Consider the following 15,482-nt stretch of genomic DNA (forward strand, 5'->3'; position numbering starts at 1 on the left):
GTCTCGCTTCCGTTTTCGCCGTAGACCGGGTTTCGCCCGCCTCTATTCGTCGACCGTCCCACCGTCGAGGTAGTACGCCGTCTTGTCCCGCGTCGAGCGGGCGATCTTCGTGAACTCGACCACTCGACGGTCGCCCTCTCGCTCGTCGCGCTCGACGGCCAGTTTCAGCCCCTTATCGCGGAAGTGCGAGAGCAACGCCTCGACGACGGCGGGGTCGGCGCGGACGGTGTGGGTATCGCCGACCGCCTCGCCCGCCTCGACGGCCCGGACGGTTTCGACGGCGGGTAGCAGGATCGACTCGCCGAGTTTCCGCGCCCGTTCGCGGGCTTCCTCGGGAGATTCGCCGAACTCGACGGCCTGAAACGCCTCTCGCATGACACGGGTGAAGAGGAAGTCCCGGCCGTAGTCAAAGGGGAGGCCGAAGGCGTGTTCGAGGTCCGAGCGGTGGATGGCGCTGGTGGTGTGCTTCAGCGCTCGCTCGCCGTCGACCGATTTGAGGACGATTCCCTCTCGACCCCGCGCGTCGAGGTCACGAATCGTCTCGATGGCCGCTTCGGCGGCGGCCTCGGGTGCGAACGTCCCGTAGTGGCTGACCGAAGCGACCCCGTACTCGGCGCAGCACTCGCGGCGGCGGGGGACGTCCATCGGGTCGCCAGTCTCGCGGTGGCGGACGTCGAAGACGTAGAACGCCGCCTCCTCGACCTCCGGGTAGTCGTGTTCCGTGTAGGGGTTCTCCGGGCCGACCAGTTCCCCACAGAGCACCTGCTCCGGGTAGTCGGCGAAGAAGTCGCCGAGGTCGAGCAGTTCCCCGACCTTCGCAGTGGTGTACGGACAGACGAAGCCGCTTCGGGTGAACGCCAGCAGGTCGCCGTCGATGCGGGCGAGACGGACGTTGTAGCCGTCGAGTTTCTCCTCGACGGCGACCGGCCCCTCGAAGTGCGCCTCGACCGCGGGTTCCAACACGAGGGCGCGGGGGATCGAGGGGTACCCCCGGACGACCACGTCGTCGAAGATGGCGGTGCCGCGTTCGACGCCGTGACGGGCGTCCGGGAGATGCCGGTAGGACCGCCCGCGGAACCACTCGCGGTCGAAGTGTTCCAGTAAGTCTTCGGCGTCGGTGTCGAGGTCGAACACCGCTGCCCAGTCCCGAACCATACCCGAAATCGGTCTCGGACCGACTAAAGTTCTCGCACAGCAATCATTTGTGTATAGACACCGTACCGCGCGTATGGCCGACCGCCCGCTCAAACAACGGTTCGTCCTCGATACGTCGCTGTTTCTCACGACGGAAATACGCGGCCCGGACCAGGACGTCGAGGCCGCCTGCCGGGATTTGCTCGAACTCATCGCGGCGGCCAAGCAGATACACAACATCTCCTGTTACATGCCGCCCTCCATCAAGAGAGAACTGACGCGGATGCTGGAGAGCCGCGGCGTCGACGACGAGGTGCTGATGAAACTGGAGACGTGGGTCATCACGAAGGCCCCGGCCCACCACGAGGTGATGGTGCCGGCCGACCACGTCTACGCGTTCATCGACGAGATGTCCGACCGCGTCGACCGAGGCCTGCGCGTCTCCGAGAAGGCCGTCCGCAAGGCCGAGGAGTCCCGCGCCGAGACCGTCGAGGAACACGACCACATGACCGAGGTGGACAAGGTCATCTCGGAGCTGCGCGACGAGTACCGGGATACGCTCAGGCAGGGCGTACTTGACTCCCGAGAGGACTTCGACTTGCTCATCCTCGCGAAGGAACTGGACGCCGGCGTCGTCACGGAAGATCAGGGCATCATCAACTGGGCGGAGGACTTCGGCCTGCGCTATCTCGAGGGGAGGAACTTCCCGGTGTTACTGAGAGAGTACTTGGCGGCCGACGACCCCGACCGCTGGCGCGACGAGCGCTAGTCCTCTTCGGATGGCTCCTCGGTCTTGACGACGGCACCGACGGTCTTCTCCGCGACCATCCCCGGGATGTCCGTCGGCGTGGTGAGGTACTGCTCGATGGCGACCATCAGCGCCGCGATGCCGAGGTAGACGCCGCCGGCCAGCAGCTCGCCGCGGACGAGGTGTTCGGCACCGAACAGCGCGATGGGGATAGCGAGAACGACGACCGCCATCAGGCCGATGGTGTCGAGGATGCCCTGTGCCATTGCCCCCCGTTCGCGTCTCCGGGACAAAAGCTTCGCGGGACCGGCTCGACCGTCTCCGATTACGTGAATCGACCCGTCCCCTCGCCGCAACTCGCACAGAGCGTCAGGAGCGCGTCGCGGTCGTCGGCCAGTTCGACGCGCTGTTCGGTGCGCTCGCCGCAGGACTCGCAGTGGCGGACCATCTCCGTCTCGCTCTCGTCTCTGGGTGCGCCGAGCGCCAGCGCGACCACGCGCTCGTCGCCGTCGTTGCGACCGAGCTGCCACTCGCCCGGGGCGAACCGGACGGCCTCGTCCGGGCCGACCGCGACGTCGCCGTCCTCGGTCTCGAAGGTGGCCGTCCCCGACTGCACGTAGAAGACCTCCTCCTGGTCGGGGTGGCGGTGATACCCCAGACCGAACGTCTCGCCGGGCGCGAGTTCGTAGTAGTTGACCGCGAGGTCGCTCGTCTCGAGCGCTCTCGACAGCGAGCGCTTGACGTCGGCGGAACCCATGCGCGAATCGACGGCGTCGACGCTGACTCTCTCCATGTTCGAAACCGAGAACGCCAGCGACAAAACGTTGGGCGGCGGGGCCGTTTACTCCCGTCGGTCGATGTCGAGTTCCTCGTCGAGTTCCTCCAGCCACTCGGCGTCTTCGAGTTCGGCCATCTGCTCGCGGAAGTGCGTCTTGCAGACTCCGACTTTCACACCGTCGCTCTCGACGGCGAGGTCAGCGTCGTCGTCGCAGTAGTGACACTGCATATCTACTCGTTGTGGCTCTGACGCATTGAACCCTCGCATTGCGTCTGCCGGTCGTCAGACGATTTCCGCCCGGACCCGCTCCCACGCCGTCGCGTCGAGACCCGCCTTCCCCAACTCCTCGTCGTGGGCGTCGCTGCCACCGGTCGGGACGAGGTCGTAGCGCTCGATCGCGTCTTCGAGAAGCCCGGTGTCGATCGACTCCTCGTAGGGATACCACTGTTCGACGGCCGAAAGCGACTCACAGCGGGCCAGCGCCGCCTCGGGATCGGGATAGCGGAACGGGTGCGCGAGACTGACCAGTCCGCAGGCGTCGGCGAGCAGCTCGCGACCGCGTTCGAAATCCGGAACCTCGCGGGCCACGTAGCAGGGACAGTCGTCGCCGATGAGCTCCTCGAACGCCTCTTTGTAGCCGTATTCGGACGCCTCGTCGATGGCGCGCGCGATGTGCGGGCGGCCGAGTCCCTCGCGGGGTTCGACCGGCAGCGAGACGTCGAGTCGATCCTCGACGCAGTCGATGATGCGCCGACCCCGATCCAGGCGGTTCTGCTGGATGCGGTCGCACTCGGCGACCAGTTCGTCCGTCGGGTCGACGCCGTATCCCAAGAGATCGAGGCGCTGGTCGTCGGTCTCGACGCGCAGCTCGATGCCGTGGACGACGTCGACGCCGTCGCGCGTCGTCATCGGGCCGTCGAGTTCGGGGTGGATTCGGTCGTGGTCGGTGACGGCGACGGCCTCGACGCCCGCCCGACGCGCGGCGTCGGGAAGCGTTTCCAGAGTGAGCGTTCCATCCGAGCGCGTAGTATGTAGGTGGAGGTCCGCGACAACCATACGAAGCGATTCCCGCCCAGCCACAAGCAACTTCGCCTTGATTGTGGGTCGTGGTATCGCCCCACCCATGTTCATTAAACGCATTAAGGTATATTAACATCATAAATAGTGAAGGTTTATTATCGACCATCCACTTTACCCCTGTATGCGAATGTTGACCGACGCGACGGAGGCGTTCGAAGCGCACGACTACCCGATGACCACCGAAGAACTGATCGAGGCCGACGGCGACGTCACGCTGGAGCTGCCCAACGGCACCGAGACGGTCGCCGACGCGCTCAGTCGCTCGGCCCCGGAGACCTTCGAGAGCGCGGAAGACGCGCGGATGACGGCGTGCGCGGGCCTCTCGAGTAAGGCGATCGGCCGCAAGGGCTACTCGGACCGCGACCCGGTCTGCATGGGCGAGGACGGCCCCGAAGAAGTCTCGTTCTGAGCGACGCGCGTCGCTCGGTTCGGTCCCAGCTATCGTTTTTTGACGTGAATCGCGAGTAGCGGCGGCGCGGTCGACGGCCTCAGAAACCGAGCTCGTCGTCGTCCTGCATCGCCGGGTCCTGCTGTTCGTTCGTCGTCTGGCCGAACATGTCGTCGTCCACGTCGGTGGTGTCGTCTTCGGTCGTCGTGTTGTACGCCGAGATACCGCGCGAGAGGAGTTCCTCGACGGCCTGGTCGCGGTTGATGAACTCGCCCTGTTCGACGAGGCGGTCGATGTCGGAGTCGACTTGGTCCGGCAGTGACACCTTGATTCGGCTCATGTGAGCCGGCTTATCCGGTCGAACGTATAACGCTGTTGCCGAAGCGGCGTCGGGCCGGCGCTATCGTTCCAGGAAATCGGGCCGGTCGACGGCCTCGGTGCTGTCGACGTTCTGTCGATCGAGCAGTTCCGACGGTTCGAGCGCTTCGGGCAGCCCGTCGCGGCCCCCGGTCGGACGGTCGGCTTCGTCGAGAGCGACCGTCTCGCCCTCGACCAGCTCCGCCCAGACGGCGTCGGCGTCGGCGCTCCCGCTCTCGGCGGCCGCCTTGGCCTCGTTCCGCCCCTCGTCGTACGCGAGTTCGACCATGCTCCGGTGGTACGCCGAGTCCATCTCGACGTAGATCGCTTCGAGTTCCTCCCGGTTGTACTCCCCGAGGCGCTCGGCGACGCCGATGGCGTAGGCGCGGTCGGTGGCGGCGTCTTTATCGAGCGCGTCCCAGTCGGTCTCGAACTCGCGTTCGTAGCGGCTCATGTCTCGACCTTCGTCTCCGCGTGAACCCGCAGCCCGCGGTCGCTGAAGGAGATCTGCCGGATGTCACAGTCGATGGCCGTCCCGCGCATCTTGATGACCTGCACGCCGCGGGTCATGCTCCCGCCCTCCAGGAAGTTGTGGAAGAAGACGACGCCGTGGGCGAGATAGTGTTCGTCGCTGTACGACGAAGGGTCTGTCATCTCGGAGATGAGCAGCGTCGTCGCGTCGGTCTGTTTCAGCGCCGAGAGAAAGCCCGTGATCTCGCTGTCCACGTCGTTCATGAAGTGCTGGAGCAGCATCGTCGAGTCGATGACCACCCGCTGGATGTCGTTCTGTTCGATGTAGGCGACCAGCCGGTTCGTCAGGCCCCCCTCGGTCCCGAACTGCGTGATGGTGCGCTTGCCGCTCTCGGTAACGAGATTCAAGAACTGGACGGCGTCCGACTGCATCGCCCGGTCGAAGCCGAACTCGTAGCCCGCCATGTCCTGCATCAGCTCGGATTTCGTCTCGTGCATCGTCACGTAGAGGCACGTCTCGCCCTCCTTGGCCCCCCGCGTGATGAACTGCGAGCAGAACGTCGTCTTGCCGCTTCCGGGCGGCCCGCTGACCACGTACAGGCGGTCCGGAAGCAAGCCGCCCTGCACTAAGTCGTCGAAGCCGGGAACCCCACTCGATATTCGCATATCACCAGCATGCGCGCGTCTCGAGTCTTGGTGCTCCGTTTTCACCCGTGATAACTCACTCGGCTCCTTCAGCGCTCGGCGACCGCCCGCGGGGGCTCGTCGACGAGCGACAGCAGCGTCTCGGTCCCGTCCTCGTCGAAGCGCATCGGTCGCCGCCACCACGGCCCTTTCCCCGAGTCCGAGGAGCGCTCGGTGACCAGCCAGTTGGCGTCCGTGCCGCCGCTGGGCCGAGAGAGCGGGACGACCGTCTCGTAGAGGCGCGAGGCGTCGGGGTCGCCCAGTACCAACACCTCCGCGTCGAACTCGGCGCGCCGGACGTGGGCGTTCGAGTCGAAGACGGCCCGTTCCTCCGAGGGGAGGTCGCGGTACGCTTCGCCGGTCACCGGGTCCCGCGCCAGACGGAAGTGGCCGATGACGCACGCCCCCCACCGCTCGGGTGCCCACGCGGGCGGGTCGCCGGTAGTCGAGAGCGTGGCGTAGAAGAAGAGGTAGTCGCCCGCCGATAGCTCCGAGAGCGGGCGGGCCTTGACGCCGTGTTCGTCGCCGTAGGTGTACCGTTCGCCGCCGACCTCGGGGAACTCCGGGTCGAAGTGGACCGGCCGGTCGGCGACGCCGCTCACGTCGGTCGTCACGTCGAGGTCGGCGTAGGTCGGGACCGACTGGGCCGTGGGTTTCGCTTCCGGAATCGGGATGTACTCGAAGGAGCCGTCGGGGTAGAGCGGGCCGCGAAACCCCGGTTCGTTGGTGTTTGCCGCGACGTTGATGGCGACGCTCCGCATGAGTTGTAGTCGTCTCCGCCGGCAAAAGGGCTACCGGAGCGACTCGGTGCAGGTCCCGCAGTACCGGAGCATCAGGTGAGACTCGTTGGCCGCGCCGCAGTGCCGACAGCGGACGACGCTCTCTTCGTGCCGCGTCGGGTCATCGCCGGCGCGGCTTCCGGAACCGTTCACCGCCCCCGCCGTCCGCTCCGGCGTACTCTCCGGCGTCGGATCGGTCGTCTGGACGTACTGATAGAGCAGCACCTGCAACAGGCCGAAGCCGACGACGTACGCGGTGAGCCACGCCCAGGCGTTCATAGCGGTACGTCGCACGAACTCCTATTTTTGTATTCGGGACACAGTATCAGACGTGATACTCAGACGGCAAAACGGCGCGTCTCGGCGGAACCGGTCAGCGGTCCGGCGGGTGGAGGTCGCGTTTGAACTCGTCGAAGTCGTCTACCCCCTCCGGGAGTTCGTACTCGATACCGCGCTCCGCGCGCCGGTCCTCGTTCGCGTCTTCGAGGGGGTCGGCGACCTGCTCCCATCCGTCTTTGATAGCGATGGACTTCGCGGGGGTGCCGGCGGCGATGTGGTGGGCGGGGATGTCACTGCCGGCGATGGACTTCGCGGCGAGGATGGCGTTCTCGCCGACGCGGACGCCCGCGCGAACCATCGAGTCGTAGGTGAGGCGCACGTCGTCCTCGACGATGGTGTGGAAGTTGTCGATGTGGGTCTGATCGACCGCGTCGTGGTCGTGGCTGTAGATGTGCGTGTCGTCGGAGATGGAGACGCGGTCGCCGATAGTGAGCCTCCCGCGGTCGTCTAAGTGGACGTCGTCGTGGACGACGACGTTGTCGCCGATTTCGATGTTGTGTCCGTAGGTGAACGTGATCCCCTTGAAGAACCGGCAGCCGTCGCCGCAGGACTCGAAGAGGTGATCCGCCAGCATCTGCCGGAACCGGAGCGCGAACTCGACGTTGTCGGCCATCGGCGTCGCGTCGAACTGCCGCCAGAGCCACTGGAGGTGTTTCGAGTGCTTGAACTTCTCCTCGTCCTTCTCGGCGTAGTACTCGCTCTCTAAGGTCGTGTTACAGGGGTCGTATCCCTGGAGGCGGACGCGTTCGGCCGGCGAGACGTCCTCGCCGGACTGCCAGCGTTCGTACGCGTCGCGGTCGCCGTGGAGGTCGACGAGGATGTCCTCGACCACGTCGCAGGTGTCTTCCTCGCCGGAGAGGCGTTCGTCGACTTCGTCTAGGAACGCCCGGAGGCCGTCTTCGGCCAGCGGTGGAAGCGATACGTGACGCTTGGTCATGTGCCGTCGGATGACCCCGCCGACAATAGGAGTTTCCTTACCGGCCGGTAAGGGGGTAACACCGACGACACCGGCCGGTCGCGTCGGGCGGTTAGACCCACGACGCGCCGACGTCGCCGGGGGTCGTCGTTCGGCGGACGCCGGGCCGCTATCGGCTCCGCCGACCGTCGGGGCGTCGACCACGCCCTCGGACGAGCCGCGAGCCGATAGTATAAACCGCCGCCGTCTAAACCCACCGACATGAGCAGGTCGGACTTCATCATGGAGGTGCGGGGGTATCTCGTCAACCCCGCGGAGCGGCGGTTACGAACGCCGTGGCGCGTCGTCGTCTGGCTGTTCGCCGCCGGGTTCGTCGTCGTCGTTCTCAGTGCCCTCTTCGGAATCGTCCCCGCCCCCGAGCGCGCGACCGGGCTCACGCAGACCCTCTACGTCGTTACCGAGCAGATATGGGGCTTCATCGCGCTGTCGGTCGGCGGGCTCGGTATCGGCTATCTGCTCGACCGCCGGACGATAGCGGACTACGGACTGCTCCCCGACCGACAGTGGTGGCGCGACGCCGGGTTCGGGCTGGTACTGGGCTTCGGTCTGCCGACGCTCGTCCTCCTCGTGCAGGTCGCCGTCGGGTTCACCGTCGTCACCGGCGTCCTCGTGACGAGTCCGAGCGAACAGTTCCCGTTCGGAGGCACCGGCGCAGCGGTCCGGCTGGCGCTGCTCGCGGCCTTCTTCCTCGTCCAGGCGACCACCGAGGAGATACTGGTTCGGGGCTATCTCCTGACGAACCTCGCGGAGGGGCTCGCCGGCACGCTCGGGAAGTGGCGCTCGGTCGTCGCCGCGACCGCGGCTACCGGCGCGCTGTTCGGCGTCCTCCACTGGACCAACCCGAGCGCGTCGCCGCTCAGCACCCTGAACATCACGCTCTACGGCGTCCTGCTGGGTGCCTGCTACGTCCTCACCGGCCGACTGGGAATCGCCTGCGGCTTTCACGTCGCCTGGAACTACACGCTCTCGCTGTGGAGCTTCCCGGTCAGCGGCCTCGTGACCGGTGCCGCCCTGCTCGGGACGCGCTCGACCGGTCCGGCGCTGGTGACCGGCGGCTCCTTCGGTCCCGAGGGCGGCCTCGTCGCGCTCCCGCTGCTCGTCGTCGGCGCGGCGGCGCTGGGCTGGTGGGTCCGCCGCGAGTACGGCAGCGTCGAGATTCTGGAAGCGATCGCGACCCCCGACCTCCGGATTCGGACCCGCGGCGGGCAGTGAGTCTGAGGAACGCGAGGCGAGAACCGCGGCGGATAAGTGCGGCGACGCCCAACGCGCGAACATGAAGTACGATACGCTGGGGAACACGAGCGTCGAAGTCTCGGAAGTCGGCTTCGGCGCGTGGGTCGTCGGGACGGACTGGTGGGGCGACCGAACCCGCGAGGACGCCGTCGAGATGGTCCACCACGCCGTCGAGGAGGACGTGACCTTCTTCGACACCGGCGACGTCTACGGCCACGGCGACAGCGAGGAGATCATCGGCGAGGCGCTGGCCGAGGTCCGCGACGAGGTGACCGTCTCCACGAAGGTCGGCTACGACTTCTACAACAACCCGCAGGCCGGCCACGGCGAACTGCCGAAGAAGGTAACGCCCGAGTGGATCCGCACCGCGCTCGACCGCTCGCTCGACCGACTCGGCATGGACCACGTCGAACTGCTGATGCTCCACAACGCCAACGTCGGCGAAGTGGACGAGGACGTCCTGGAGACGCTCGACGAACTCCGCGAGGAGGGGAAAGTCGAGGCCATCGGCTGGGCGCTCGGCCCCTCCATCGGCTGGCTGGCCGACGGCGACGCCGCCGTCGCCAACGAGTTCGACGCGCTCCAGACCGTGTTCAACCTCTTCGAGCAGACACCGGGCCGGCACTTCATCGACACCATCCGCGAGCGGAACGCCGACACGTCGGTCCTCGCCCGCGTCCCCCACTCCTCTGGCCTCCTGAACGAGCAGGTCACCCCCGACACCGAACTCGGCGAGGGAGACCACCGCTCGCACCGCCCGACCGAGTGGTACGAGACCGGCTGGGAGAAGGTGGAATCCATCCGCTTCTTAGAGCGGGACGGCGAGCGGACGATGGGACAGGCCGCGATCCAGTGGCTGCTGGCCCACGACGAGGTCGCGTCGGTCACGCCGACGTTCCGGACGAACGCCGACATCGACGAGTGGGCCGCCGCGCCCGACACGCCGCCGCTCAGCGACGAGGAGTTCGAGCGCGTTCAGGACCTCTACGCCGACAGCTTCGGTATCGACCGCGACGACGGGATGGACGCGCTGCGCTCCTCGGTCGGCGGCGAGGACCTAGACGGCACCGGCATGAAGTCCGCCGGCGACTGACGCCGTAAGCCGTCCCCGCCCGTCGAGCGAACGACCCGCGACCTTCGGCCGGCGAGCGACCGCCCGTCCAGCCGCGTGAATCGAACGTCGTCGTGTGACTTCTCTCGAACCCCTCGGTTTCCACAGGAGATAGCTCGCCGTCCGGCGATTTGCCCGCCGTTACGTTACTTTCACTCCGGCCCGTCAGACGAGCGTTGGACGCCAGAGAGGAGCGGGTTCAAATCGAGGGGAACCGCCGAGTCACTGCTCGACGGCGACGCCCGAAACGACGAACGCCGCGCCGCCGTCCGGCCCGTCGGTCGCTCGGATCGACCAGCCGTGCAAGTCCGCGATTCGACTGACGATGGCGAGACCTAGCCCGGTGCCGCCGCCGTCCTGGTTAGTCGTGTAGCCCGACTCGAAGACGGCGTCGCGCTCGCTCTCTGGGATCCCGGGACCGTCGTCGGCGACGACGAAGCCGCCCTCGCGGGACGAGACGGTGACGGTCACGTCGCCGCCTCCGTGCTCCACCGCGTTCCGGAAGAGGTTCTCCAGCAGCTGCGCCAGCAGCGTCTCGTCCGCCTCGACGGTCGCGTCCGCCTCGACGACGAGCGTCGCGTCGCCGGTGGCGACCTGTTCCCAGGCCCGTTCGGCGCACGCACGGAGGTCGAGCGCTTCGAGCGACTCGGGTTCGGTCTGGCGAGCGATGAGCAGCGCGTCGTCGATGATGTCCCGAATCCGTTCGAGCGAACGTTCGATAGCGGCGAGGTCGTCGTTGTCGCTCCCGTCGCTTCGCTCCCGCAACAGCTCCGTGCGGGCCGTCGCCACCGAGAGCGGGTTCCGCAGGTCGTGGCTGAGGATGCCGGTGACCATCTCCAGGGTCTCGTTCCGCTCGCTGACATTAGTCTCGGCGCGGTGACGGTCGGTGATGTCCGTGTGGACGATCAGGACGAGCGTCTCCCCCTCGAACTCGAACGGCGTCGCCCGCATCGTGAACCAGCGTCTCTGGTCGGGTTCGTGACACGGATACTCGAAGGAGAATTCGTCTCTCCGCCCGTCGATGACGGCGCTGATACCCTCGGCAGCCGTCGCCGAGTCCTCGTCCTCGCCCGCGCGACAGACGGCGAGGTAGTTCTCGCCGACCATGTCGGCTTCGACGCCCACGTCGTTCTCGATGCCGAACGTCTCCCACGCTCGGTTGGTCGCGCGGATGACTCCCTCGTCGTCGAGGACGGCGACCTGATGGGGGAACTCGTCGAAGACTCTCGTGGCGATGCGGACGCGTTCAGCCACCTCGTCGTCGCTCACTCTCGTGAGATACGGGCGCGAACGTAAAAAGCCGTTACCCCGCTACTCGTTCATCAGGCCGCCCTCTTCGACGCGCATGACGCCCTCACCGTCGGGCAGGTTCGGCGCGTCGACGAGCTTGACGATTCGCTTGTTCCCCTTGGACTTCCGGAGGTAGATGCGGAACGTGGAGGTGTGGCCGAGGATGTTGCCACCGATCGGCTGTGTCGGGTCGCCGAAGAACGAGTCGGGGTTCGAGGCCACCTGGTTGGTGACGACGACGGCGGTGTTGTTCAGGTCGCCGACCCGCATCAGGTCGTGGAGGTGCTTGTTGAGCTTCTGCTGGCGTTCGGCCAGTTCGCCGCGGCCGACGTACTCGGCGCGGAAGTGCGCGGTCAGCGAGTCCACGGCGAGCAGTCGCACGGGGAACTCCTCGTCCTGGGTCTCGCTGGCGATCTCCTGGGCCTTCTCGGCGAGGAGAATCTGGTGGTTGGAGTTGAACGCCTTGGCGACGTGGATCTTGTCCAGCACGGACTCCAAGAGGTCGTCGAGCAGGGTCTGGTCGGTGGGGTCGGCCTCGCCGTCTTCGACGATGCCGTGGAGCTCCATCATGTCGGCGAGCACCTCGTCGTCCTGGCCCTCGAGCATCTGCTCGATACGCTCGGGGCGGAAGGTGTCCTCGGAGTCGATGAAGATGGCGCTGCCCTCCAGACCGCCGTGTTCGGCCGGCAGCTGGACGTTGACGGCCAGCTGGTGGGTCACCTGTGACTTCCCGGCACCGAACTCGCCGTACACCTCGGTGATCGATTGAGTTTCGACGCCGCCGCCGAGCAGTTCGTCGACCTCGTCGACGCCCCACGAGAGCTTGCCGATCTGCTCGCGGCGTTCCAGGACGGTCGCGCCGGTCTCGAACCCTCCGATGTCGGCGGCGTCGCGGGCGGCGTTGATGATGTCGGCGGCCGAGGACTCGCCGATGTCGGCCGTGTTCGACAGTTCACCGGGGGAGGCGACGGCGATCCCCTGATAGGAGTCGAAGCCGTTCTCTTTGAGTTTCTCCGCTGTGGCCGGGCCGACGCCCGGGAGGTCTTCCAGGTCTTCTGTTGCGGCCATGGACGTTGGTTACGCCCGGTGGCATATAAACCCCCGTTAACACCGTAGTGAAAGTGAAACTGCGGGACGGCGGTGGCCTGTCGAAGCGGGTGTCCGAAAGATGAAGTGTCAGGCCGCGTCAGAGCGGCGCGTGGGTGGCCGTCCCCGCCACCAACGTGAAAGTGACGAGCAACGCGTTGACGAACGCACCGGTCCAGATGCGACCCGTCAGTCGGAAGAAGTACGTCGAGACGGCAGTCACGATCGAGAGCAACGCGACGAACTGGAACGCCACGATGGTCAGCAACGGTTGGCCGAACGGGAGCGGACTCCCCGAGAGCAAGACGGCGTACTGCACGCTCAGTAGCAGGACGAACCCACCGACGACGGCGATCCAGTTGTGCGCGAGCGCCGTGCGGAACTCTCGGTTACCCGACCGCAGTTGGCCGTGCAGCAGGACTTCGAGCACGAGGAAGAAGGCCAGTAGCGGCGAGAGATAGCGGAGGCCGATGCCGAACTGGGTAGTCGTCGGGAGCTTGACGGCGAACACCCAGAAGCGGAAGTCGGTGTCGAACAGGAAGCCGACGGCTCCCAACAGGAGAGAGAACCCGCCGACAACTACGACGGCGGCGACCAGGGACCGAACCACGGTCCGCCACCCATCGCCGGTGTCGAGGCCGTAGTGTTCGAGCGGCGTCCCGCTATTCGCGACCCGATGCCACCCGCCCAGTAACGCGGCGGTGATGAGGGCGTTCCCCAGTGCCCATGCCATCACACCGTTAGTTATCTGCTGGGGGAACAACCACGACACCGGGACGAATCCCTGTCCGAGCAGGTTCAGTGGGAAGTACGTGAGCACGGGGATGATCGCCGCGAGCGCGACGCCGACGGCCCATCCTCGACCCTCGGCCCCGCGTGCGGACAGCACCTCTCGTCTAATACGCTCGAATCGGTGGTCGCCGAGGACTGCGGCACCGAACGGGAACAGGAAGAGGACGCCCCCGAGCAAGGAGAGGAGCGTCCCGAGCTCCTTCAGCCACCAGGTCTGGTTCCCCGGCGGCATCTCGTCCTCGCCCTCCAGCGTGAGTTGCATCCACTCCACGGCGTCGCCGACGGCGGTCGTCGAGAGGTGATCACCCGGATGCGTCGTCGCGGGCGTGTAGAGCCGTCTGGCGGTCCCGTCCTCGATGCTGCCGTAGGTCCGCCCCTCGACGACCCGCTCGTCGGTGCCGAACAGCGTCCGGAGTTTCTCACTCTGCCCGACGTTCGAGGCGTGCGGTACACCCCACATCAGCGTCGAGAACTCGTCGTACTCGCTGAAGACGACGGCCGTGTTCCGCGGGAACGTCGCGTTGCCCGCGGGGACGCCCGAGGACCCGGTCGAGGAACCGACGAGCGCCATCGACTCGTAACCGTCGGGTTGGGTGCCGGCGGCGGCGACGCTCGCCCACCCACCCATCGAGTGGCCCTCTAGACCGATGTTCTCGTCGTCAACGAACGCGAGCGAGCGCATGTACTGGAGGGCGGGCGGTCCCCCGAACCCGTTGGCGAAGGCCGGTGGGTCTGAGTGGCCGTGTCCCGTCTGGTCGATCGCGAGGACGACGAAGCCGCGCCGCGCGAACTCGATGGCGAACGGCGACTGCGTCTCGCGCGTGTTGATATACCCGTGGGTGGCGACGATCCCCGGCGACGGGTCGGAACTGGTCGCGTCGGGTGGGACGTACAGCGTCCCCTCTATCACCTGTCCGTTCGACGCGGCGAACCGAACCTCGCGCGTTTCGATGGTTCCACCGTCGGTCTGTACCCAGTACGCGGTCGCACCGCCCCCGAACACCAACAGCAGTGCGAGGGCGAACGCTAGTGAGCGGTTTGTCACCACGCCCCAACGTGGTGATGTCAGTTGATACTACTTTTGCCACCGTTCGCTGTTCATTTCAGTTGATTCGTCGCTCTCAGAGCCGACCGCTTCCGATGTAGACGAGCGAGAGCCCGCCGACGATAATCAGCGCGCTGGCCACGAGCGGAGAGAGCGAGAGGGCCCCCTGTCCGAACTCGCCGGCCAGAAACAGGGCGAGGGCGATCGCCGATGCGATGGGGTGGGCGGCCAGCGACCGGACGAACACCCGCGCCGACCAGTAGAGGCGGTCCAGCGACGAGCGCATCGTGGCCGTCGCCGGGCGGTTCCCGTCGGGGTTCTCGGCCGGTTCGAACGCCGAGCGGTCGGCGGCCGGGACATGGTAGAGTTCCCCCGTGTTCACCCGCCGGTCGTCGGCGTCGGCCACGCGCAGGAGGGCGAGATCGCCTTCGCTCGCGCCGACGACGCGATAGATGCCCGCCGGATAGCCGCCCGTCGTCGGCCGGAGATGATCGTAGACCGACAGCGCGGCGTCAGCCAGCGTCTCGTCGGCCGGTGTGTCGTCTACCATCTACTCCCAGGGGTGGTTTCCGGGGCGGTCGGGCCACAGCGGATACCAGAACTCCTTGTCGCCCTCGACGGACAGTTCCCCGTCTAAGTTGCTCTCCAGTTTGAACTCCGCCGTCGTGTCCCGCTCGTGGTCCCGGTCCGGGTCGGGCGCGAACGGGTAGTACGCCCCCCGGCGGAAGGAGTAGACCCAGTAGACGAGTTGCCCGGTCCGTTCGTCTTCGAAGCCGAAGAGCGCGGCGAGGAGGCGAGAGCCGTAGCGCCGCTCGATGAGCGTGTCGGCCGCGAAGTGGATCGAGGTCACCAGGTCCTCGAAGTCGTCGTCGTGGAGGACGACCCACTGGTAGCCGTGGCTGTCCCGCGTGAACTCGGCGCTCGTCCCGGTCTCGGCTTCGCCCGCGCCGAGGATCGTCTCCACCTCGTCTTTCGCGTCCTGGAAGTCCGTGCTGTCCACGTCACCGAAACAGAGGGCGGCGTCGCCGGTCGGGGCGTACCCGAGGTTGGCCTCCATCGTGACGTACGCCGTCGACATGCCGAAGAGGTCCTCCGGGTCGGCGTCCCGGGTCGCGTCGGCCTCGGCTTTCACGCCGAGGACGCTCTTGAGTCCGTCCAGCAGTCCCATGTACCGGCACAACGCGCGCCGAG

The 15,482-nt window shown here is 66.7% G+C and carries 20 protein-coding genes; 4 read left to right on the forward strand and 16 right to left on the reverse strand.

All coding sequences use genetic code 11. From position 1 onward, the window contains the following. Positions 1-42: 42 nt before the first annotated feature. The gene (locus EGH23_RS11250; protein ID WP_220580092.1) at positions 43-1,155 is read right to left on the reverse strand and encodes an RNA ligase; all 1,113 of its coding nucleotides are present in this window, start codon (positions 1,153-1,155) and stop codon (positions 43-45) included. Positions 1,156-1,228: 73 nt separating this feature from the next. On the opposite strand from EGH23_RS11250, the gene EGH23_RS11255 reads away from it, so the two are divergent. Beyond that, positions 1,229-1,903, forward strand: a complete 675-nt coding sequence (locus EGH23_RS11255; protein ID WP_220580093.1) for an RNA ligase partner protein — start codon at positions 1,229-1,231, stop codon at positions 1,901-1,903. On the opposite strand, the gene EGH23_RS11260 is transcribed toward EGH23_RS11255, so the two are convergent. The 4 genes from EGH23_RS11260 to EGH23_RS11275 are packed head-to-tail and all read right to left on the reverse strand — an operon-like array spanning position 1,900 to position 3,716. Next, a complete protein-coding gene (locus EGH23_RS11260; protein ID WP_220580094.1) occupies positions 1,900-2,148 on the reverse strand; it encodes a DUF7533 family protein in 249 nt (82 codons plus the stop codon). The two genes, EGH23_RS11255 and EGH23_RS11260, sit on opposite strands and share 4 nt — an antisense overlap. A gap of 59 nt (positions 2,149-2,207) precedes the next feature. Continuing rightward, entirely contained in the window at positions 2,208-2,675 is a 468-nt protein-coding gene (locus tag EGH23_RS11265) for a cupin domain-containing protein (protein WP_220580095.1), read from the reverse strand. A 48-nt stretch (positions 2,676-2,723) separates the two neighbouring features. After that, on the reverse strand, positions 2,724-2,888 hold the full coding sequence (locus EGH23_RS11270; RefSeq protein WP_164509628.1) for a DUF6757 family protein: 165 nt from the start codon (positions 2,886-2,888) through the stop codon (positions 2,724-2,726). Positions 2,889-2,942: 54 nt separating this feature from the next. After that, on the reverse strand, positions 2,943-3,716 hold the full coding sequence (locus EGH23_RS11275) for a PHP domain-containing protein (protein ID WP_220580096.1): 774 nt from the start codon (positions 3,714-3,716) through the stop codon (positions 2,943-2,945). Positions 3,717-3,861: 145 nt separating this feature from the next. On the opposite strand from EGH23_RS11275, the gene EGH23_RS11280 reads away from it, so the two are divergent. Beyond that, positions 3,862-4,149: a DUF5789 family protein gene (locus EGH23_RS11280; protein ID WP_220580097.1), complete on the forward strand. Its 288-nt coding sequence runs from the start codon at positions 3,862-3,864 to the stop codon at positions 4,147-4,149. 79 nt (positions 4,150-4,228) lie between these two features. Here EGH23_RS11280 and EGH23_RS11285 read toward each other — a convergent pair whose 3' ends face one another. From EGH23_RS11285 to EGH23_RS11310, 6 genes are all read right to left on the reverse strand, one after another. After that, positions 4,229-4,468, reverse strand: coding sequence for a ribbon-helix-helix domain-containing protein (locus tag EGH23_RS11285; RefSeq protein ID WP_220580098.1), 240 nt, complete (start codon positions 4,466-4,468; stop codon positions 4,229-4,231). 60 nt (positions 4,469-4,528) lie between these two features. Continuing rightward, entirely contained in the window at positions 4,529-4,939 is a 411-nt protein-coding gene (locus tag EGH23_RS11290) for a DUF8057 family protein (RefSeq protein ID WP_220580099.1), read from the reverse strand. After that, a complete protein-coding gene (locus EGH23_RS11295) occupies positions 4,936-5,622 on the reverse strand; it encodes an RAD55 family ATPase (RefSeq protein ID WP_220580100.1) in 687 nt (228 codons plus the stop codon). The genes EGH23_RS11290 and EGH23_RS11295 overlap by 4 nt, the downstream gene beginning before the upstream one ends. Before the next feature lie 68 nt (positions 5,623-5,690). Then, entirely contained in the window at positions 5,691-6,401 is a 711-nt protein-coding gene (locus EGH23_RS11300) for an Nmad3 family putative nucleotide modification protein (protein WP_220580101.1), read from the reverse strand. Between the two features lie 30 nt (positions 6,402-6,431). After that, positions 6,432-6,698: a DUF7577 domain-containing protein gene (locus EGH23_RS11305; protein WP_220580102.1), complete on the reverse strand. Its 267-nt coding sequence runs from the start codon at positions 6,696-6,698 to the stop codon at positions 6,432-6,434. A gap of 94 nt (positions 6,699-6,792) precedes the next feature. Further along, positions 6,793-7,695 (reverse strand): acyltransferase, encoded by a 903-nt coding sequence (locus tag EGH23_RS11310; RefSeq protein ID WP_220580103.1) that lies wholly within the window; start codon positions 7,693-7,695, stop codon positions 6,793-6,795. A 240-nt stretch (positions 7,696-7,935) separates the two neighbouring features. On the opposite strand from EGH23_RS11310, the gene EGH23_RS11315 reads away from it, so the two are divergent. Then, positions 7,936-8,946 carry a CPBP family intramembrane glutamic endopeptidase gene (locus EGH23_RS11315; RefSeq protein ID WP_220580104.1) on the forward strand — a complete coding sequence of 337 codons (1,011 nt, stop codon included), beginning with the start codon at positions 7,936-7,938 and terminating at the stop codon, positions 8,944-8,946. 61 nt (positions 8,947-9,007) lie between these two features. Then, the gene (locus EGH23_RS11320; RefSeq protein WP_220580105.1) at positions 9,008-10,060 is read left to right on the forward strand and encodes an aldo/keto reductase; all 1,053 of its coding nucleotides are present in this window, start codon (positions 9,008-9,010) and stop codon (positions 10,058-10,060) included. Positions 10,061-10,300: 240 nt separating this feature from the next. Here the strand turns inward: EGH23_RS11320 and EGH23_RS27020 are convergent, their stop codons facing one another. From EGH23_RS27020 to pspAB, 5 genes are all read right to left on the reverse strand, one after another. Further along, on the reverse strand, positions 10,301-11,347 hold the full coding sequence (locus EGH23_RS27020) for a sensor histidine kinase (RefSeq protein WP_220580106.1): 1,047 nt from the start codon (positions 11,345-11,347) through the stop codon (positions 10,301-10,303). A 42-nt stretch (positions 11,348-11,389) separates the two neighbouring features. Further along, positions 11,390-12,436, reverse strand: coding sequence for a DNA repair and recombination protein RadA (radA, locus tag EGH23_RS11330; RefSeq protein WP_220580107.1), 1,047 nt, complete (start codon positions 12,434-12,436; stop codon positions 11,390-11,392). A 118-nt stretch (positions 12,437-12,554) separates the two neighbouring features. Then, a complete protein-coding gene (locus tag EGH23_RS11335; protein ID WP_425433215.1) occupies positions 12,555-14,294 on the reverse strand; it encodes an alpha/beta hydrolase family protein in 1,740 nt (579 codons plus the stop codon). Positions 14,295-14,367: 73 nt separating this feature from the next. Continuing rightward, positions 14,368-14,841 (reverse strand): hypothetical protein, encoded by a 474-nt coding sequence (locus tag EGH23_RS11340; protein ID WP_220580108.1) that lies wholly within the window; start codon positions 14,839-14,841, stop codon positions 14,368-14,370. Continuing rightward, entirely contained in the window at positions 14,842-15,459 is a 618-nt protein-coding gene (gene pspAB, locus EGH23_RS11345) for a PspA-associated protein PspAB (RefSeq protein ID WP_220580109.1), read from the reverse strand. Between the last annotated feature and the right edge of the window lie 23 nt (positions 15,460-15,482).

This window comes from Haloarcula nitratireducens (genome assembly GCF_019599505.1).